Below are 18342 nucleotides of genomic sequence, written 5' to 3'. Positions count from 1 at the left end.
TCTTTTTAAAAATCAATCTCATCTAAGAAAAACCCTTCATCATCTACTAATTCATTCGCACGATATAATGCATGGATAAAGGCCTGGAAACCGTCAGTCTTTCGTTTTACTTCTTCTTTCTTCAAAAACTGCTTTCCAGCTTGTGTTTCTTTCACATAAACATTATTAGTAAACCAGCGCATTAAAGGATTATCTCCAAAAATAAACTTATGGTTTGCAAATCCATCTTCTACTCTTGGGGCTAATAACGGATGTATGCTGGAAGGTCTACGAATTGGTTCCACTTCAAAACCTTCTGCTTCTAGCAGTGGTCTTAATATGTCCAACTTATAATTATCAGCAATAATTTTCTCAACTCCATATTCTTCTCGCATTTCAATAAACCAATTAACGATATGCATTGGGTTTAATGACGGCTCATCTATCACCTTCATTAATTTTTGTTTTTCCCATTCTTTTATAGGTGCCTTTTTTCCTGTGCCGGAATTATTGGCAGTGTTTGAATATCCATAATGGATATCGCAAAAATGCTTAATCGCAAACGTGAATGATTTGAAAGCAAACTCTTCATCTTTTTTAAATAAAAGACCACACGTGGCAAAGTCTCTAACGCTTCCGAAGTCTAATGATCCAATTGGCTTTGAATCGAGTTTGAAAAATGGTCTATTAGTAGCTTCGATTTCTTCCCAGCTAGCAACAGAATGTTCCATGTCATCTTCTAAAAAGTTCATTCGTTTTGTTACAAACGAAGCCCGACCAGAAGGCTCTCTTGCTAATTTCTCATACTGTTTCATAACTTTGTTTAAGAGTCGTTTGCCTCGTTTATTTAAAGGTTCTTGTAATGCGGGATTAGCCTTAGCCCAGTTTTTAGGATCGTCCATTTCTTCAATTACATCTAATTCACAAATGTATGGGAATACTCCTTTAAAGGCTGTTGTTCCATTCAATATGTCTTCACATTCGCGATATTTTATATCAAAGTATCCGTCACGAACAAACCCTTTTGTACCAATAAAAAATTGCCTACCGCAATCAACTTTACCAAGTCCGCCAGAGAAGACGTCTACAATTTCAGTTGTCTCCATCTCATGGTATTCATCGTAAATGACTGCACCTTCTCTACCACCATCTTGGGATCCAGCATTGCTGGTCTTATATTCAAATACGCTTTGAGTAGTTACCCCCGTAATGCTACTCTTATAAGCTTCAAACTCTTCTTGTAAATCTTCGTTACCTTTTTTGGTGATGACACGGTAGCATTCTTGAAAACTACGTTTTGCCTGCTTTTCAGAGTTTGCCACAATAGATACATCATAGTAATCGATTCCGTGTAAGGGACTAATAAAATAATTAGCAAGCGTTGATATAAAACCGTTTTTCCCTCCGCCGCGTCCCATATTAATAACGAATTCATCAAAGACAGGTTCATCATCTTCTTTATAAAATAAAAAAATGAACGGGGCTATAAACTTCTCCCATTCATCTAATTCGAAGTACCATTTCTCGCTAAACTCGATGTAATTCTCAATCTGTTCTTCATCGAAATAATACAGTTCTTCATAAGGTAGAATATATTTTTCAATCAAGCAAATTAGTTGTATCCGCTTTTTATTAAGTAGAATCTTGCCACATTTCCATTTCTTTATATAATCCTCAACATATTCATTGTGCAGCATATGCTATCGACCTAATAATTTTGATTTCCTATCCGGCTTCGATTGTGGCAATAAGTCGGTTAGTTGCTTAATGATTGACTGGTATGTCTTATCCCGGTTGTCATAATTTTCAACGATAGGTCTTTTACGATCATAAGGAACCTGGTTTTCACTCTGCGAAAACTTTTCATATTCCCCATTTTCCAGGATATCTTTCCAATTGTCGTCTAGCAAAACTTTAAGTCGAGCAGCTTGGGTGATTAATCCTTCCGCAACATCAAGCTGGTTTTTAGGAATGCTTTTAAAGAGTTTCCTTAACCGATTTACTTCTTCTTCAACCCGATTTTCCATATCGTCAATTCTATCGTTTATCAAATAAAGTATAGATACATCCAACGCTTTTGCTATCTTGTGTAAAACTTCTAAACTTGGAGAGTTTTTTCCTTGTTCAATGCTGGCATAATAATTTGTCGAGATACCCGCTTTCTTTGCAAAATCAACCTGAGTCAGCTTTTTCTCTTTTCTTTTTTCCCGCATTCGAAACCCAACTTTTTGTTTATCCAAACTAATCACCTTCTTTCTAAATCCCACGGGGGTGGGAGGGGGTAATTTATTGCAGTGCATTTGCAGAGTTGAGCCCACGCCCCGGTCTCCCGGGAAAGAAAAATCACTGAAATATTTTGCCGGGGGGTAATGTTTTTTCTAATTCTGCTTTTTCTTTTTCCAGTTCTCTCAATGTATCTATTTCTTTTTGCGCTATTATTTCTAATTCGTCGAGTTGCTCTTTTGATATTTTAATTTGTCTATCAATGATGCTCAATCTTTGTTCAATTAAAACTTGTACGTATTTCATTCCTCTACCACCTTTCATCATCCCACCGTTTCTTCTTTGATCTCGGTCTAATCTTATCGAATGTTCTTCCTTCTTTTATGTTGTGATGGTTAATACATAGTGTCTCTAGGTTATCCAAGACAAGTGCAAGCTTGGGATAAAACTCAATAGGATACTTATGGTCAACGTTCAAGACGACTTCTTTCTTTTGTCCTGGGATCTTTACTGAATCAACCGTAACATTCCCTTCCTTCTTGCAGTGCTGGCATTCATAGTTGTCACGTTCCAATGCTTGTAATCTTAATAATTTCCATGCAGCAGAATTATAGAAAGATTTCTTTTGCTCAGGCGTTTTGTATTCTGTCAAAGCACCACCTCCAACAAAATCAAAAAGCACCCACTAAGTGAGTGCCTCGTATTCTAGTTTTAACTTTTGTGATCGTTCATCCAGGTCACTTGTTCGTTTATTAATTCGTTCCCAGAGTTTATCTGTCTGCTTTAATAAATGGTCAGCTTGTTGACCAGCTTTACTTAGCGCCATGTAACGTTTATTTAAGTTACCTATTTTAATTCGATCTTTCCTGTTCTCTTCCATCATCCTTCTTGAAGTTTTGTCCATTACTACAATCGTGTGTTTCTCATTGCAATGTGGACATTCCCATAGTCTTGCTTGTATTCCTGGCTTTAAATGTTTGTCATAGACTTTTATAGTATTTGAATTTATAAGTCTATCACATGAATCACAACGGATTAGATTCTTAATTTTAATCATCTCCTTTCTCAAAATAAAAAGGCATCCTGATTTAGGATACCTTTGTTTATAATTTATTTAGAAATTGCACCTTTAGAAATGACTAAATATTGTCCTTCTTTTACGTTTACAGAATACCTTCCGTTAAAATTTTCATTATCAACAATGTCACTGTTTCCAACAGGCCCGCTCATAACTGCAACGTACCCTTCTCCATAGCTTTCAATCACGTATTCTCCAGGATCTAAATCTGTCCCTACTTTATACCATCCTGATTCTGTATAATTTTCTGTTTCATTCAGTATTTCATAAAGTTCTTTTGCGCCAGATACTTCTAGCTGCTTCAATGATTCTACCTTTACTAATACGCCATCAGCCGTGACATTACCTGCTTCATGTACTTTTACATATCCAAAACTATCAAAGTTTTCATTGTCTATAATGTTTCCTGCTGAATCTTCTTCCGAGAAATAATGCCCACTACCTTCAAAAGTAACAAATGCGTAATCTCCTTTGGGAATATCTCCCTTCACGTATGATCCTGTATCAAATGCTTCTCCACTATCAATTAGTGCCGTTATAGCTATTATCATTTCTTCTCGAGGAGTGTATTCTATGGATTGTTCGACTTCTTCCGTTTCAGTTTCTGTTTCAGTATAGTCTGTTTCGCTTTGATAGCTTGAATCTTCTTCAATTTTACTTTCTTCTTCATCGTTGGTTGCACTTGCTTCTTGTGATGGTTCTTCGTTACTACAGGCTACCAGTGTAATTCCTAAGAAAAGAATAAATAATAACTTTTTCATATAATCTCCCCCTACACATTATGTATAGGTTCATTATGCCTAAACTGTTAATAATTTGCAACAAAGCATCCGACTATTGTCAGATGCTTTGTTGAAAAATTTATATTTATTTCACACTATCACTATAACACATAAATAGTTGCAATGTGGTTGCAGATTTATTGCAGGTCAATTTTCAAACTTAATTGCCTCTACTCCAAAAAATATAACGGGTAATTCTTCAATTGCTCTTTTTAAATATCGGTGCACTGTTGTTTTGTCAATACTTTCTCTTTCGGCAATATCTTGAATCGAATATTTTCGTGGTGTAATGTACTTCATTTCCAGAACACGGAAGTATTTCAACTCATCACTGTTGCAAGATCTCTTGTAAGCTTCCATTTTGCCCCTGACAAAGTACACCATGGCTAGTGATTTTGTCTTGCTTTTTTTAATAGACTCGATACTCTCAAGGTTTATCTCATCTATATCTAATGCTTGGATAGATGTATCTTCAAACTTTAATAAATCATCTTCTAGCTTTTCGCAATGTAGCACCAGTGCTCTGTAATGTTTCAACAACAGCTTAATATTCCGTAACCGCATATCATGTTTTGCTTTATTACGTTTGCTCTCATCCTCTTTGTATGCCTTAATTGCTTCACGGGAAGCGGTCTCAGTGATTATTTTTATTTGTTTTTCTGTCAGATGCATATGTCTAAGCCTCCTCATTTTCCCCCATCAACTGGGTTTATTCTCCTTTGACCTTTTCGATTCTTGCTTTTAATGCCGCTAGAAGTTGATCTTGAGTTGCTGCTTTATTATCAAGTGCTAGGTCTACGTTTTCATCCATTCCACCTTGTACGATTAATTTATGGACAAAAACTTTTTCCGTTTGTCCTTGCCTTGCTAGTCTCGCATTCGCTTGAAGATATAATTCTAGATTCCAATTTAAGCCGTACCAAATGACGTGATTTCCACCTTGTTGTAAATTTAATCCGTATCCAGCCGAAGCTGGATGTGCTAGTAAAATATCAATGTCGCCGTTATTCCAATCATTTTCATCTTCAGCTGTCTTTAACTCTCGTACCCTTAACTTAGTCTTTTCCAAAGCTTTTATTATCCTTGTTTTATCGTGTTGAAAGTTATAAAAAACTAAAGCTGGAGAACCGTTCAAGGCCTCAATCAACTCCGTAAAAGCTTCCGTCTTGTTGTTATGGATATCTATAATGTTTCTATCTTCATCGTAAACAGCTCCGTTACATAGTTGCAAAAGCTTGTTACCAAGTACAGCTGCAGAAGTCGCGGTAATCTCTGCCTCATCTACTTCCAAAAGCATTTCCTTTTCTAATTTCTCATATGCTTTCCTTGCCCTGTCATCTAGGATTACTGGAACTGAATTGTAAGTGACCGGTGGCAATTCGATATAATCACTGGCTTTCATGCTAACAACGATATCTCCAATTAATTCATGTATCCTTTTATCGGCACCATCTTTTGGCGCGTAAGAGAAAACTCGATCTCGGTTACGTTGATCCGGTTCAAAATATCTTTCACGAAAACCAGTAATTTTTTTTCCTAATCTTTCTCCGCCGTCCAATAGATATATTTGCGACCATATATCTATTAATCCATTCGGTGAAGGTGTTCCGGTTAATTGTACTTGTCGTTTGATGTGTGGCCGGATTCCCTTTAATGCTTTAAATCGTTTGGATTGGTGATTTTTAAAACTAGAAGATTCATCAATCACTACCATGTCAAATGGCCAACTGTTTCGATAATAGTCAACTAACCAAACAACGTTGTCTCGGTTGATAATATAAACATCTGCCGGTGTATTTAATGCTTTAATCCGTTTCGATTGAGATCCAAGCACAATGGAGAACCGTAACAGCTGTAGGTGTTCCCATTTCTTAGCTTCATTCGTCCATGTTCCTTGTGCTACTTTCTTAGGTGCTATTACTAATACTTTGTTAACAGCAAACCGGTTATATTTCAGATCATTGACAGCTGTTAGTGTAATTACTGTTTTCCCAAGTCCCATATCTAACCACAAGGCGATGTTTGGATTCGCTAGTATGCGGTTGATGTTGTATTTCTGATAACTGTGCGGTGTAAACTTCATAATCTTTTCATTAGATCAACAAACTGATCCACCCTTTTCTTGCTATCCAGTACAGAAACACTGCATCCAAAATTCGTTAAATCCCGCATTTGCTTAACCTGTAATGGCCTTGGCTTTTCACCTGGCGCCTTTAACTCAACAAAGAATATATTATTACCTGGGAAAATGACTATCCTGTCTGGTACGCCATCGTTTCCAGGAGATTCAAACTTATAAGCTTTTCCTCCGGCTTTTTTAACTTCTTTACGTAAGTACTCCTCTATATCTTTTTCTCTCATTCGGGCAACCTCCAAAACCATTCAGTAGTACCATTTTCGCTCCAATTTGCATTGCTGATAGTCTCAACCCCGATGTTTTTTCTTGCGGCTTTAAATTCAGATTTTTTAAAACCTTGTTTTTTAGCTTCTTCTCTTACTACGTCGCATAGGACGAAATCTTTACCTTTTAAAAATTCGTATAGCCAAACTTCACAAGAATTCATTTACGCAAACCTACCTTTCAATGCATACTTTTATCTCTATCATGTGTATATAGTTTAAAATTAGGCTATTTAGGCATATTAGATAATACTCTATATTATCTATTTACCTATATTTATACTTTATATAGTTATTAGGTTGACAAGGTTGACATAGTAGTATAAATATAGATATATCAAGGGTTTAGCTGTCAACCTTCCCCGTCAACCTTCTCAATTTTCAAAGTTGACAAGGTTGACATTTCCATTTTTTACAAGGTTGACAAAATGGACAAAGTTGACTTAGAAGGTTGACACTTTTTACTCTCGAAAATACCCACCTTTTACCCTTCCATAAGGTCCGAAACGAAACGCATTTGTTCTCTTTTGCCAACCTTCCATGTTGGCTAAAATATCATTTATTCGCATTGTTTCTGACCGTTTTATCCGGTTAACCTTCTCATTAAAACACTCCACCCATATTTCAGCTGCACAAATGCGGTCTCGCTCCACAGTGGCTACTAACTCGTTTCCAAACTCATTGGACCAATACAGCTTTCTGGAAGCTATGTCCTTCTTATTCCAGTCCACGGGAACTGGTCTTTCCACAAACTCCCGTACAACACTTTCCCATGGATCTTGTTCCGCATGGCCTTCCTGCTGTCGCTTTGCCTCTTCTAACAATTCCCCCGTTAGAAACAACGACTCGCCAAGCCGCCAATTCCACACTGCTTCCGCCCATAACTGATTTATTTCTGCATCTAAATGGATGAATACACTTTTACTTGGTTCCTGGACACCTACATCAACAGGCAAAAAACGTCTGCCTCCTGTTGTATCTCTTAAATAGTCACTTCTATTACTAGTACCAAAGAAAACACATCGTCTTGGGTGTTTCTCTGTTTTCCGTGCGTAGGCAGCTCGATATTGATCTTCTGTTCGACTTAAAAACCCTTTTATCGTTTGTACGTCACTTTTGTTGTAGGCACTCATTTCACCTATTTCGACAATCCATACACCCTGTAACAGTTCTGCAGCTTCTTTCCCTTCAAACGATTCAATACTATTCGTGAACCAATACTTCCCTAGCTTTTGTATTAACGTGGTTTTTCCTAAGCCCTGCGCTCCAGTAAGTACAGGCATGGTGTCATGTTTTATACCCGGCTCCATTGCCCGGGCAACAGCAGCTGTGAAAGACTTTCTAGTCACTGCTCTTGTGTAAGGTGTATCTGCAGCCCCAAGGTAATCAATAAATAAAGTATCTAATCGTTTAACACCATCCCATTGAAGGCTATTTAAATACTGCATTACCGGATTGTAACTGTTACGTGCTGCGCATTGATTTAATGCATGTGTAATTTTCTCACGTGATTGAAATCCTAGAATCTTTTCCATATAAATTGCCAAGCCAGAATCATCGTTTTCTGTCCATTTGAATTCGCCTTCTTCGTTCTCTCGTGGAGCCCAAGGCAATGGGGCAACACCGACAATCGCATCAGCAAATGCATCTAGCTTTATACGACCTTTCAAGTTTGCCTCGCCTTCCAAAGCAATCAATACGTTTTCGATTGTCTTTGTGGGCTGTCCAGTAGAAGGGCTTATCTTTAAATGTTGAATCCAGTTGTAATCTTCTTTAGTTGCAGGAGGACCCTCATCTGAAGGACCTCCAAAGTCTTCGACAGCCTTTTCATACCGCTCTTGGTTCAAAATAGCTGCCACTCCTGCATCGTTTAATGCAAAAGATGCCATTTGCATGAATGAAGGCAACTTATTCACCGGTGTATCTGCTTTTGCATCGTCGTCTTCTTCTCCATACTTGTGGAGCCTAACTAAATCAAAAGCATTTACTAATCGACCGCTACAAGGATCCGTTGCGTGGTGTGAGTACAGGAAAAGTCCATTATCATAAATGACAGCACCGCCCACCGTTGAACCGTCCACAAAGGTATAACGCCCATCATCAGTAGCTTCATACACTCCAGGTAAGAAAGCTCTAATCGCTTCATGTATATCGTATTGCCTACAAAAAGCTCCAACTACTCCGCGCTTTTCTAACGGATTACCTTGCTTAGCTGCAAGCCTTACATGCGATTGACTTGCACCAGGCACTTCTGGCCACTCTTGAATGTCACGCCAGTCATTGTATGTACCTAGCAAACCGTCCGCATCAAGAAAAGGCTTATCAGATGACTGAAACACATATTGGCTATCTGCTGAACAACTTGGCCAATACATTAATCGAGAAGCTTCAAAAGTTGTTGGATCAGCCAAACTCATACCAATAATAGAAGCGAGTTTTCGAGCTAACGGCTCATATTCATCAGCTGAAGCCGAACGGTTCAAAGGAGCTAATACACGTAACCTTGGAGCTCCTGGATGATGTTTCCGTGTGGAATACGTTACATAAGCACAACCTAAACCATCCAGCCGTCTGAGTACGTCCTCTGTTCCACCTGCAGGGATATTATCAAGATCAAGTGTTATAACATCCCTAGAAATGACGTTGTTTGCCTTTCTGCGGTTGTTCTTTAACTCCCCGGCTACAAACCCTCCAACGTCCTTCAACTCATCCTGCTGACGTTTTGGTAATTTCAGATAAGCCTCAAGTGTTTCCTTGCCTCTACTGGCTACCTTTAGCTTTTCAACAAGCTCAGACCAGTACATTGTTTGCGCTGGCCACAAGGTAGCTTTACGATTCCCAGCTGTAGATATAGTTATTTGTCTATCGTTTTGCATAGTTAGCACCTACTCAACTCTTGCATTTTTACTTCCACAACTTCTAGGAAGGACCCTATTTGATGTAAGTTTTGATTCCTCATTCCTAACACCCCTTTCCTCCGATAACTTTCCAGCCTTTACGCTTCCTTGCAATCAATTCGTATCTTTTCAACGGCTCATAAAGAAAAACCTTATCTCTGCCCTCTTTACGATAAAGAAGCATCCACCTAGCTTTACTCATCTACTATCACTGCTCTTGGAAAGAATTTCATGCCTTCTAACTTATAACTAATATTGTAGAGTTCTAGTTTTCCATTATGAGAATTGTTGCTATAATAGAGGGTAAGCTTATTGCCATTGAGAAAACATTCTACTTGATACCCTTTGAGTTTTTTCATAAAGCGTTGGTACAGCTTGTAATTAATGCATATGTCACCAACAAAGACTGGAGCCATCTCAGAGACTCTGAAAAAGTGAATAAAGCTTTCCCATTGATCCATCACTTCTTTATTCGCACCTGTTCTTTCAGATGGTTTTACAGTTCTTTTGTATTTGGATAGTCTAGCTTGAACAGTTTTTAATACTGATTTCATTTCTTCTTTCGCTTCTTCGAGAGAACCTTCTACAATTTGAAGCATTAATTTACCCCTCCCCTAATTTAATTGCGACTGTGCATTTATCAGGATTCTTCCTTGATGCAAGCCTTCTTTTTGCTGTAGGCATCGTTAGCCAATAGATATATTCTGGTTGAACTCGCATTTTTTCAGCACATTCTTCTTTCGTACCAATAACTATCAGGTCTTCACCTTTATAAACTGCGTATTCAGTTGACATCTCTAAGCCTCCTAATCTTTCATGTAATAGTCCGAGATAAATCCATCTGCATTTAAAGGAAGTCCTGGAGCCCAATCGATTAATTGCTTCATAATGTTTTCTACACGTTCAAGATCTGCGCTTTCATTAGGAACATCCAAAACAACTTCATCATGAATATGCATTACTGTTTGATAACCAGCTTTATCTAATCGGTTTAATGTTTCTGCCAAGCAATCTCGGGCAATAGCTTGTACTACGTTCTCCGTAAACTTTCCACCATAAGATGATATCTTCTCGAATTTTTTAGTAGTTTGATTCATTCCCCAGTAATGAACCGCTTCTTTTCCAAAATCATTCTCTGCAAGAAAAGGTTTTACGTAATATAATTTCCTACCGCTTGGAAGCGTGATAGTTAAGAAGTCTAGACCATTTACAATGTCACTTTCTCTTTGCAGTAATAAACCCTTCACTCCTTGCGGTTGTCCAGTACGAAGAACAGCTAATGCAGCATTTTCAATCGCATACCATAGATCTACAATTCGTCTATTTGACGATCTCCAACGCTTCACAATGTCAGGAAGTTCCTCTTCTGCTAGGCCCATGTTAAGAGCTCCCATACTAATCAATGCGCCAGTTGCCCCCTGGTAACCTAGAGCGAGTTCTGCAACCTTCCCTTTTTGCCTTAACTCATATTCCGGGTTACCTTTTTTAATTAGGTGAATATCTACCCCAAACATTTGCGATGCTGAAGCTTCATATATCTTTCCGTGCGTATTAAACACATCTAATCGCCACTGTTCACCTGCAAGCCAAGCAATTACTCTAGCTTCAATAGCCGAAAAATCCGAAATAACGAGACGATTTCCTTCACTTGGTATGAAAGCTGTTCGGATTAATTGAGAAAGTGTATCTGGAACATTTCCGTAAATAAGTTTTACTGCTTCTACCTTCTTCTCTTGCACGAGTCCCCTTGCATGCCCAAGCGTTTCAAGGTAGTTTCTCGGCAAGTTTTGGACTTGAACCAATCTGCCTGCCCATCTACCAGTACGGTTCGCCCCGTAAAACTGCAGTAATCCTCTCACTCTGCCATCCATACATTCTGCAGCTTTCATAGCCTCATATTTTTTAATACTTGTTTTGGACATCTCTTGCCTAAGTTCAAGCATTCGTTTCACATCACCAGAAGTTTTTTCAATTAGCTCTCCCACAGTTTCTTTTTGTAAATTTTCAACTTCCAAACCGTTTTCAGCCAGCCACTTTTTCAGTTGAGGTGCGCTATTAGGATTGTTAAGCCCTGTAATACGAATCGCTTCTTCGGTTAATTCACCTGTTGTAACTTTGTCTATATATAAAGCCCCTTCAATTAACTCTTGGTCCACATTCACGCCAAAAGCATTTATCCGTTGATCAAGCTCCCAAAGTTTCTGTTCGTGATTTGGTACAGGAAAGTTAGATAATTTTTGCTGGATAGCTTTTTCCACCTCTACATCCTGGATGCAATACTCTTTAAAAAGATCCCATTTTTCCGGCTCATGATGCGGAAGAGTCCTTGAACGGTTTCCATTCTTCTTTGTTGGTTTAGTCGGTGTACAGAATAACTTTATTAATGAGTTACCAACTGACATTTTGCGTTTATCTCGGGGCAATCCTAATGCTTTAGCTGTTGCGTCTAACCCTGCAGTATATCCACAATACAAACCTTGTAGCATTGTATCTCTCCATTGAGGTAACCAAGTATAAGGATGAGACTGCCATCCCAAATATTTATTAAGGCAATACCATTCAAATGCGGCATTGTATGCATATTTGATTACACTGTCACTAGCTAGTGCGATTCTGATGTCTTTAGGAATTTCCTCACCCTGTGCAATGTCTATGATTTGAGTAGGCTCCCCATTAACTGAGTAAGCAAATAGTAATACTTCAAAATCGGGAGACTGCACATATTTGTACAGTCCCGATTTTTTAATGTTTACACTACTAAACGTTTCAATGTCGATTGATAAAGAGTTGATCATATGCCATACACGCCACCATTGATTGGTTGACCTGTTATCGGATCAAACTGTTGGGGTTGACCTTGCGGCTGTTGACCATAATTAGGTTGTTGCACCGGCGGTTGTTGGTAGCCTTGTTGAGGTTGTTGGTATTGCGGTTGCTGACCATACCCCTGTTGCGGTGCTTGCTGTTGTCCATAAGCTGGTGGAGCAGTGGTACCAAGTGAAGCAAAGTCAGCACTTGCATCTGGTGCACTTGCTCCTAAAGGCTCGCCGTCCCGTGTTTTTTGAACATTCGTGCTTATATAGCACCCTACCCCCTTCTTACCTGCAAAAGAATAAGGGCTAAAATTAATCGCGATTTTACCATACATACCGCTATAAACCTCAGTTGCATCCATAATTGGATTTAGATCTGGACCAACAATTTTAGGTGGATAATCAATACCAGTCGAAGCTGTGAATACCCAATGACCTTTACACTCGGGACCAAAAGGCATTCCATCAGATGGCTTTACTCCATCCCCATCATGAATAGGTACAGAAACATTCGGAGGAACAACTCCGTTCCATTTCTCTGCTTTACCTTTTTGCTTTGCAGCTTCTACTGCAGCATCAATTTTTTGTTTGGTTGCCGTGTCTGACTTCGGAAGAAGAATTGTAACAGTATATTTCTCTTCTCCCCCGAATTGATTTGCTCTAGGCTTTAAAAGACTTACAAAACTAAACCTAACTTCCCCTGTTACAACTCTTGTATTTTGAACGTTTTGATTAGACATAATTTCATTTCTCCTTTGATGGTTTTTAGTTGATATTTTTCTTTTCCTTACTTCAAAACGCCATCTATAAGCGTCTTTTCCAATTTTATTATGAAGTGATTGCCATGCTTTTCGCTTAGAATATTCTCGAATTCCGAACACATCTTGTTTAGATACGGAACTGAATATAGTCCAATAATGGTCTCGAGGCATTTCTACTTAAAATCCTCTGCAGGATCTACTGCATTTGTAACTGCTTTACGTTTATCGCCGGCAGGTGCAAGTGTAGGTTTTCCTGGAGTCTTTTCAACCAGCTTCGATTCTTCTAACAGTTCACGGTACTGCTTTTTTCCAAGTTCCTTTTCTAGCTTTGGAACAGTCAATGGAACACGATCATACAGTACAGCTTCATCAATGCCGTTTTCCTTTAGATGTGCGAAGGCTTTATCAAGGTCTACATAGTTTCTGCTCCCTCTACCTTCTACGGCTTTCCATCCCTTTATTTCATTACCCTTCAAGCTTTCAGAAAGCGCATAATCCTTTAAAGCTTTAATCCATGATTCGATATGCTGCCCCTTTCCCAAAAACTCTCCTACCTCTTCATTTGTAATAAGGGGTGGCTTTAAATTTTTAAAATCATCTAATGCGGTAAACTGTTCTGCTCTCGCTCGACATACGGCTTTCGCCTTACAGAACTTACAGTGTTCTCCTGGAACGAAGTCACCTTCACCACTGAATGCTTTTTGAGCAATAGGCTTAATTTCTTCGCCCCAGGCAGTCAACTCTTCTGCAGATAAATCAAATTCCGAAATATTATCAAGCCTTGGTTGAATGATTGCTAGTTTGATAGTTTTAATTGGGTACAAGAAACTGTACTCCGAGTAAGCACCTAAGGCATAAAGTTTCATCTGCGGATTATCCTCTGCACTCACAGCAACACCTTTACCGTATTTAAAGTCCGTAACGTATAACGTATCACCCCCAATAATTAGGCAGTCCACTGTTCCAAAACTTTCTGGAACATATCTGCTAAGATCTAGTCGTTTTTCAACAGCTACATAAGGAGTTAAACCCATTCCAAGCGTAATTTCTTTCAAATAATCTAGATAAGTGTCCGTATGCTTTAACATTTCATCCTGATACAATTCATGCTTTTTCATTTTGTTCAGGCGTCTAGTGAACGTGCTTTGCGCCATAGGTTCTGTGTAATATTTTCGAAGCTTCAATTCGGCAATCTCATGAGCAAGAGTTCCTTCTGCAGCATAAGTTGAACCTTTATCTTCAAACTGCTCCTCTAACCTTGCTGACGGTGTGCAAGCGAGCCACCTATTGGCTCCGCTAGCCGAAAGAAGTGCATGAGCACGATCACTATGCTTAATCTCCTTTGGCATTAAATTTTCGCTCCCATCTCCCTAAGTTTTGTAGCAAACGCCCCATACTGTTCTTGTGGCAATGCAGTTAAGGCTTGTACATTAAATTGGCCAAGTAAAGACATTAAATCTTGTTGTTTACCTGCATCCATCAGCTGTGTTGCCGCAACAGCCAATTGGTCCATTGTATATGTTGTCGCGCTAGTAGGAACCCCCTGTTGAGGTTGAACCTGCGGTTGTTGCGTTGGCTGTTGAATAGGTTGCCCTGTAGGTACTGCGCTTGGTGCCTGCTGCATTGGCGCCTGTTGATCTGTAGTAGTCGAAACCTCCGAACCATTAGTATTAACTGGTAATTGGTAATTTGCTAAAACTTGTGCAAGTGTATGAATTGCCCCCTCTAATCCCGGAGCATTTATGTTAACTTTGATTTCCATTTTCTAAATTCATCCTTTCGTGATATGATAATTACAACGTGTTATACATCTGACTCACTGTTGCAGCAGTGGGTCTTTTTACATAATTAAAGCTAGGACTAAACCTAATAACAGTGGTAAAGATAGATTCATAATGAATGATTCTCTGTCGTACAATTTGATTCGCCCCCTTAAAGTTCTATTCCGCAATCATGGCAAATTGCTATGGCTTCATCAGTTCCGCAGATTTCAATAATTTCGTGGTTTTCATGTCCACACATGTTCATCACCCCCTTTCAAGCGTTTACTAACACCAAATATAGAAACACTAACACAGCTACAAACAACATCTGATACACTCTATCCAGTGTCATAATTTACCTCGTATCCGATGCAAAAACTCTTTTTGTTGTTGCTCTCCTTGTAGTTGTTTAAGTAGTAGCCAAGCTTCATCTTCCATTTTTTTTGAGTTTTTTAACTGCTGAAGTTGATCTAAGGTATGTGCCATGTTTTGGTGATACACAGATGCCTTATCAAAGTTACCTTGTAATACGTGATTAATTGCATTTTTCATGTTGTAGTCATAAGCATCTAATAGTTTCCTAGCTTCATCTTGATCAGACTTTTTAAACATTGATAAGTTGGTCAATTTAATTCTCCTCATCTTCGATTAGAATTTTGCAATCTTCCCATTCTGCTCCACAAGAACTACAAACTTTATCGCCACCTACTGAAACTGGAGGAAAAACATTGTCGCAATATCGACATTCCCAATGCATTTACATCACCTCTCAAAAGCTTCTCGCCATACTAACCTTCCTGTATAGATTCATCACTTCAGGATTGTTATGCTCGTACACTTCATTTCTAACTAGCGGAATATTATAAGCACACTCCATATCCTCCATCAGGATGACTAACCTTTTGTCGCGAATCTGCTCCGGTGCTTTTTTGATATCATTAAAGCGAACTTCAAAACCTTGCAGCTCTTCATGAGTCAATTTGACTCACCTCCCAAATAGATTATCTAATGAGGTATTAAAAATTATTGCTAACTTTTTTCCTTCGCTAATCGTAAATTCACGCTTTCCACTTTCTTTTAAGTGATAAGACTGTGGATGAATATGTAGCTTTTTAGCTACATCCTTCTGTTTCATTCGACTTTCTCGGCGTGCAGCATAAAGTTGATGATTCATGTGCATCCCCTCCTTGCTCAAATGCTTAATATTTTTTTGATATGTTCGATGTGCCCTTGAGCTTTAGGACCATCTTTTCTTCCGTTTATGATGTCTGATAAATAAGGTCCAGAAACACCAAGCATTTTAGCCAAATCTTTTTGCTTCATTTTTCTCTTAAAAAGCTCTGATCTCACCTGTGCTCCTAAATCGTTTGGCATAGGAATTCTCCTTTCTTTTGGTATAATCTCCTATCATTTGGAAAAATAAGCTATGAAGTTAGCTAATTTACTAAAATCAATTGACATATTTTAGTCTTTAATATAGAATACAGACATAGCTAAATAAGACTTATAAAAGCCTGTAATGAATACATTTTATCCGTTCCCCAACGCAATAATTGTATCTAGATAGGTCGTATTTTTTATTGTCTTTTAGCTAACTAAATAGCTTATGAACACAGTATATTAATCTTTTTACTAATTGTCAACTGTTTTTAGTAAATAGATTAAATAAGATTGTTTATAAGTAGCTAGGATGGTTGATATGACGACGTTTGATAGGTTGAAAAAACTTTGTGATGAACAGAAAATTTCTTTTGTTGAATTAGAGGAAAAGTTAGGTTTTGGAAGAAATTCTCTTTACAATTGGAAGAAAAAAACTCCCAATGGAGCTAGCCTTAAAAAAGTAGCTGACTACTTTAATGTATCTGTTGATTATCTTCTTGGCCGTACCGATAAAAAGTATCTAGAAGATACAGATACGATAGCAGCTCACCATGATGGAGAAGAATGGACTGAAGAAGAACTGGAGGAAATAAAACGATTTAAAGAATTTGTAAAGCTAAAGAGAAAACAGCAGGGGGATTAATTATGCATTTTGAAAGGCTTCTGAAAGACGCTACTTCTCAAGGGATTGATGTTAATGAAAGACCTTTAACTGGGCATATTAAAGGCCTTTATTGTGATAATGTCATATGGATCAATAAAAACCTTTCTACAACTAAAGAAAAATACTGCGTACTCGCTGAAGAACTTGGCCATTATCACACAACAGTAGGAGATATACTGGATCAATCAAAGTTAAGTAATCGCAAACAAGAGCAACGAGCTCGATCTTGGGCGTATGAACGTATTGTTCCATTAGCAAAAATTGTACAAGCCCATAAAGAACATATTAGAAACAGATTTGAGCTTGCAGAATTCTTAGGTATAACCGAAACGTTTCTCGATTTTGCTTTAGATAGATATAAAGACAAATACGGTAAGGCGGTTGACTTTCAAGGGTACACCATTTGTTTTGAACCGCTCGGAGTAATTGAGTGGTTCGATAAAAATTTTTAACCAAAAACAGAACATACATTCTTATTAAGGAGGAGAAAGTATGACCATTTACAAGGATAAAAAGCGCGGCACCTATTATTATAGCGTGTATGTAGATTTACCCAATGGAGAAACAAAGCGATATATGAAACGAGGTTTTAAATCTAGAAAAGAAGCAAGAAATGCAGAAATAGAATTTCTATTTCATTTTGATGTGGAAGATGAAGAAAATATCACATTCGGAAAAATCGCAGATATGTATCTAAATTGGTATGAGAAAAGAAGAAAAAAATCTTCTTACACAAAAATAGAAAGTGTGGTGCGCATACATTTGAAACCACGCTTCGAACATAAAAGAATAAAAGACATTCTAAAAAGGGACATCGTTCGGTTTCACGATGATCTATTAGATGTTTTATCTGCAGCAAGTGCAAAAAAAGTTCACACCGTATTATCTGCTATTTTAAATTATGCTATCAGCCTTGAATATTTAAGTATTAATGTTGCAAGAGAGGTTGGAAATATTGATGTGAAAGAAAAGAAGAAAATGGATTTCTGGACTATTCATGAGTTTAAAAAATTCATCCAAGTAGTAGATGATTTAATGTATCAATCGTTATTTATGGTCTTGTTTTACGGAGGATTAAGAAAAGGAGAAGCACTAGCTTTAACTTGGAAAGACATCGACTTTAACAATAACATCATTAATATCGAGAAAACAGTTTACCACAGAAGAGTTACATCACCTAAAAATGAATCATCTGTTCGAAAAATTAAAATGCCTCAACACACCATAAATTTATTAGGCGAGCTGAAGCTCCAGTCTAAAAATAAAAAAGACTATGTAGTATTCGGTGAATTTTATGATCATGTACCGGAAACCACCATAGATCGTTTCTATAATTATTATGTTGGCCAAGCAAAAGTAAAACGCATCAGAATACACGATTTTAGACACTCTCACGCATCTTATTTAATCAGCCAAGGTAATGACATTCAAATTGTAAGCAAACGTCTAGGACATGCAAATACGTCAACTACTTATGACATTTATAGTCATCTATATCCCAATGCTGAAGAAGAAGCAATTGCAAAAATGGAAGATGATTTTAAGCCTGCAGATGTAATCAAAATAAGTGACTATAAGTGATTTACAGTATCACAAATCGTA

The 18342-nt window shown here is 37.9% G+C and carries 24 protein-coding genes and 1 pseudogene; 3 read left to right on the top strand and 22 right to left on the bottom strand.

Annotated features, from left to right (window positions below; all coding sequences use genetic code 11):
• Positions 1-5: 5 nt before the first annotated feature.
• The 22 genes and pseudogenes from SPK86_RS06210 to SPK86_RS06105 form a co-directional block, all read right to left on the bottom strand.
• The gene (locus SPK86_RS06210) at positions 6-1676 is read right to left on the bottom strand and encodes a terminase large subunit domain-containing protein (RefSeq protein ID WP_330948887.1); all 1671 of its coding nucleotides are present in this window, start codon (positions 1674-1676) and stop codon (positions 6-8) included.
• 3 nt (positions 1677-1679) lie between these two features.
• Positions 1680-2006, bottom strand: a complete 327-nt coding sequence (locus SPK86_RS06205; protein WP_330948961.1) for a hypothetical protein — start codon at positions 2004-2006, stop codon at positions 1680-1682.
• A 27-nt stretch (positions 2007-2033) separates the two neighbouring features.
• Positions 2034-2192 (bottom strand): annotated as a pseudogene (locus tag SPK86_RS06200) (helix-turn-helix domain-containing protein); the annotation flags it as partial.
• Between the two features lie 130 nt (positions 2193-2322).
• Positions 2323-2508, bottom strand: a complete 186-nt coding sequence (locus SPK86_RS06195; RefSeq protein WP_330948886.1) for a hypothetical protein — start codon at positions 2506-2508, stop codon at positions 2323-2325.
• Between the two features lie 4 nt (positions 2509-2512).
• On the bottom strand, positions 2513-2854 hold the full coding sequence (locus SPK86_RS06190) for an HNH endonuclease (RefSeq protein WP_330948885.1): 342 nt from the start codon (positions 2852-2854) through the stop codon (positions 2513-2515).
• Positions 2855-2887: 33 nt separating this feature from the next.
• Positions 2888-3085, bottom strand: a complete 198-nt coding sequence (locus SPK86_RS06185; protein WP_330948884.1) for a hypothetical protein — start codon at positions 3083-3085, stop codon at positions 2888-2890.
• 227 nt (positions 3086-3312) lie between these two features.
• Positions 3313-4041, bottom strand: a complete 729-nt coding sequence (locus SPK86_RS06180; protein ID WP_330948883.1) for a hypothetical protein — start codon at positions 4039-4041, stop codon at positions 3313-3315.
• A gap of 168 nt (positions 4042-4209) precedes the next feature.
• Positions 4210-4734, bottom strand: a complete 525-nt coding sequence (locus SPK86_RS06175) for a hypothetical protein (RefSeq protein WP_330948882.1) — start codon at positions 4732-4734, stop codon at positions 4210-4212.
• Between the two features lie 37 nt (positions 4735-4771).
• Positions 4772-6145, bottom strand: coding sequence for a DEAD/DEAH box helicase (locus SPK86_RS06170; RefSeq protein WP_330948881.1), 1374 nt, complete (start codon positions 6143-6145; stop codon positions 4772-4774).
• Positions 6142-6423 (bottom strand): VRR-NUC domain-containing protein, encoded by a 282-nt coding sequence (locus SPK86_RS06165; RefSeq protein ID WP_330948880.1) that lies wholly within the window; start codon positions 6421-6423, stop codon positions 6142-6144. Before SPK86_RS06165 ends, SPK86_RS06170 begins: the two co-directional genes overlap by 4 nt.
• The gene (locus tag SPK86_RS06160) at positions 6420-6626 is read right to left on the bottom strand and encodes a hypothetical protein (RefSeq protein ID WP_330948879.1); all 207 of its coding nucleotides are present in this window, start codon (positions 6624-6626) and stop codon (positions 6420-6422) included. Before SPK86_RS06160 ends, SPK86_RS06165 begins: the two co-directional genes overlap by 4 nt.
• 297 nt (positions 6627-6923) lie before the next feature.
• Positions 6924-9338 carry a virulence-associated E family protein gene (locus SPK86_RS06155; RefSeq protein WP_330948960.1) on the bottom strand — a complete coding sequence of 805 codons (2415 nt, stop codon included), beginning with the start codon at positions 9336-9338 and terminating at the stop codon, positions 6924-6926.
• A 215-nt stretch (positions 9339-9553) separates the two neighbouring features.
• Positions 9554-9958: a hypothetical protein gene (locus SPK86_RS06150; protein ID WP_330948878.1), complete on the bottom strand. Its 405-nt coding sequence runs from the start codon at positions 9956-9958 to the stop codon at positions 9554-9556.
• Positions 9959-9962: 4 nt separating this feature from the next.
• The gene (locus SPK86_RS06145; protein WP_330948877.1) at positions 9963-10154 is read right to left on the bottom strand and encodes a hypothetical protein; all 192 of its coding nucleotides are present in this window, start codon (positions 10152-10154) and stop codon (positions 9963-9965) included.
• A gap of 11 nt (positions 10155-10165) precedes the next feature.
• Positions 10166-12151: a DNA polymerase gene (locus tag SPK86_RS06140; RefSeq protein ID WP_330948959.1), complete on the bottom strand. Its 1986-nt coding sequence runs from the start codon at positions 12149-12151 to the stop codon at positions 10166-10168.
• Entirely contained in the window at positions 12151-12912 is a 762-nt protein-coding gene (locus SPK86_RS06135) for a DUF2815 family protein (RefSeq protein WP_330948876.1), read from the bottom strand. Before SPK86_RS06135 ends, SPK86_RS06140 begins: the two co-directional genes overlap by 1 nt.
• Positions 12913-13106: 194 nt before the next feature.
• Positions 13107-14282: a DUF2800 domain-containing protein gene (locus SPK86_RS06130; protein WP_330948875.1), complete on the bottom strand. Its 1176-nt coding sequence runs from the start codon at positions 14280-14282 to the stop codon at positions 13107-13109.
• Complete coding sequence (locus tag SPK86_RS06125) at positions 14282-14695, bottom strand: hypothetical protein (RefSeq protein WP_330948874.1); 414 nt, start codon at positions 14693-14695, stop codon at positions 14282-14284. Before SPK86_RS06125 ends, SPK86_RS06130 begins: the two co-directional genes overlap by 1 nt.
• Positions 14696-15044: 349 nt before the next feature.
• Entirely contained in the window at positions 15045-15323 is a 279-nt protein-coding gene (locus SPK86_RS06120) for a hypothetical protein (protein ID WP_330948873.1), read from the bottom strand.
• A 142-nt stretch (positions 15324-15465) separates the two neighbouring features.
• Positions 15466-15675: a hypothetical protein gene (locus SPK86_RS06115; protein ID WP_330948872.1), complete on the bottom strand. Its 210-nt coding sequence runs from the start codon at positions 15673-15675 to the stop codon at positions 15466-15468.
• A 6-nt stretch (positions 15676-15681) separates the two neighbouring features.
• On the bottom strand, positions 15682-15870 hold the full coding sequence (locus SPK86_RS06110) for a helix-turn-helix transcriptional regulator (RefSeq protein WP_330948871.1): 189 nt from the start codon (positions 15868-15870) through the stop codon (positions 15682-15684).
• A gap of 17 nt (positions 15871-15887) precedes the next feature.
• Positions 15888-16070: a helix-turn-helix transcriptional regulator gene (locus tag SPK86_RS06105; RefSeq protein ID WP_330948870.1), complete on the bottom strand. Its 183-nt coding sequence runs from the start codon at positions 16068-16070 to the stop codon at positions 15888-15890.
• A 325-nt stretch (positions 16071-16395) separates the two neighbouring features.
• Here SPK86_RS06105 and SPK86_RS06100 point away from each other — a divergent pair, with 325 nt between their 5' ends.
• The 3 genes from SPK86_RS06100 to SPK86_RS06090 are packed head-to-tail and all read left to right on the top strand — an operon-like array spanning position 16396 to position 18321.
• Positions 16396-16719, top strand: coding sequence for a helix-turn-helix domain-containing protein (locus SPK86_RS06100; protein ID WP_330948869.1), 324 nt, complete (start codon positions 16396-16398; stop codon positions 16717-16719).
• A 2-nt stretch (positions 16720-16721) separates the two neighbouring features.
• Positions 16722-17192: an ImmA/IrrE family metallo-endopeptidase gene (locus SPK86_RS06095; protein WP_330948868.1), complete on the top strand. Its 471-nt coding sequence runs from the start codon at positions 16722-16724 to the stop codon at positions 17190-17192.
• A gap of 40 nt (positions 17193-17232) precedes the next feature.
• A complete protein-coding gene (locus SPK86_RS06090) occupies positions 17233-18321 on the top strand; it encodes a site-specific integrase (protein WP_330948867.1) in 1089 nt (362 codons plus the stop codon).
• Positions 18322-18342 lie beyond the last annotated feature (21 nt).

The sequence above is a fragment of the Virgibacillus sp. MG-45 genome, assembly GCF_036409425.1.
Taxonomy (GTDB): Bacteria; Bacillota; Bacilli; order Bacillales; family Amphibacillaceae; genus LDC-1.
The sequence above is the reverse complement of the archived record's forward strand: the minus strand, read 5'-3'. Positions and strand labels throughout refer to the sequence as shown.

Excerpts from the sequence above, each read along its gene's own strand:
- SPK86_RS06210 (WP_330948887.1), bottom strand. The coding sequence starts at position 1,676 with ATGCTGCACAATGAATATGTTGAGGATTATATAAAGAAATGGAAATGT.
- SPK86_RS06205 (WP_330948961.1), bottom strand. The coding sequence starts at position 2,006 with ATGGAAAATCGGGTTGAAGAAGAAGTAAATCGGTTAAGGAAACTCTTT.
- SPK86_RS06195 (WP_330948886.1), bottom strand. The coding sequence starts at position 2,508 with ATGAAATACGTACAAGTTTTAATTGAACAAAGATTGAGCATCATTGAT.
- SPK86_RS06185 (WP_330948884.1), bottom strand. The coding sequence starts at position 3,085 with ATGATGGAAGAGAACAGGAAAGATCGAATTAAAATAGGTAACTTAAAT.
- SPK86_RS06180 (WP_330948883.1), bottom strand. The coding sequence starts at position 4,041 with ATGAAAAAGTTATTATTTATTCTTTTCTTAGGAATTACACTGGTAGCC.
- SPK86_RS06175 (WP_330948882.1), bottom strand. The coding sequence starts at position 4,734 with ATGCATCTGACAGAAAAACAAATAAAAATAATCACTGAGACCGCTTCC.
- SPK86_RS06170 (WP_330948881.1), bottom strand. The coding sequence starts at position 6,145 with ATGAAGTTTACACCGCACAGTTATCAGAAATACAACATCAACCGCATA.
- SPK86_RS06165 (WP_330948880.1), bottom strand. The coding sequence starts at position 6,423 with ATGAGAGAAAAAGATATAGAGGAGTACTTACGTAAAGAAGTTAAAAAA.
- SPK86_RS06160 (WP_330948879.1), bottom strand. The coding sequence starts at position 6,626 with ATGAATTCTTGTGAAGTTTGGCTATACGAATTTTTAAAAGGTAAAGAT.
- SPK86_RS06155 (WP_330948960.1), bottom strand. The coding sequence starts at position 9,338 with ATGCAAAACGATAGACAAATAACTATATCTACAGCTGGGAATCGTAAA.
- SPK86_RS06150 (WP_330948878.1), bottom strand. The coding sequence starts at position 9,958 with ATGCTTCAAATTGTAGAAGGTTCTCTCGAAGAAGCGAAAGAAGAAATG.
- SPK86_RS06145 (WP_330948877.1), bottom strand. The coding sequence starts at position 10,154 with ATGTCAACTGAATACGCAGTTTATAAAGGTGAAGACCTGATAGTTATT.
- SPK86_RS06135 (WP_330948876.1), bottom strand. The coding sequence starts at position 12,912 with ATGTCTAATCAAAACGTTCAAAATACAAGAGTTGTAACAGGGGAAGTT.
- SPK86_RS06130 (WP_330948875.1), bottom strand. The coding sequence starts at position 14,282 with ATGCCAAAGGAGATTAAGCATAGTGATCGTGCTCATGCACTTCTTTCG.
- SPK86_RS06125 (WP_330948874.1), bottom strand. The coding sequence starts at position 14,695 with ATGGAAATCAAAGTTAACATAAATGCTCCGGGATTAGAGGGGGCAATT.
- SPK86_RS06110 (WP_330948871.1), bottom strand. The coding sequence starts at position 15,870 with ATGAATCATCAACTTTATGCTGCACGCCGAGAAAGTCGAATGAAACAG.
- SPK86_RS06105 (WP_330948870.1), bottom strand. The coding sequence starts at position 16,070 with ATGCCAAACGATTTAGGAGCACAGGTGAGATCAGAGCTTTTTAAGAGA.
- SPK86_RS06100 (WP_330948869.1), top strand. The coding sequence starts at position 16,396 with ATGACGACGTTTGATAGGTTGAAAAAACTTTGTGATGAACAGAAAATT.
- SPK86_RS06095 (WP_330948868.1), top strand. The coding sequence starts at position 16,722 with ATGCATTTTGAAAGGCTTCTGAAAGACGCTACTTCTCAAGGGATTGAT.
- SPK86_RS06090 (WP_330948867.1), top strand. The coding sequence starts at position 17,233 with ATGACCATTTACAAGGATAAAAAGCGCGGCACCTATTATTATAGCGTG.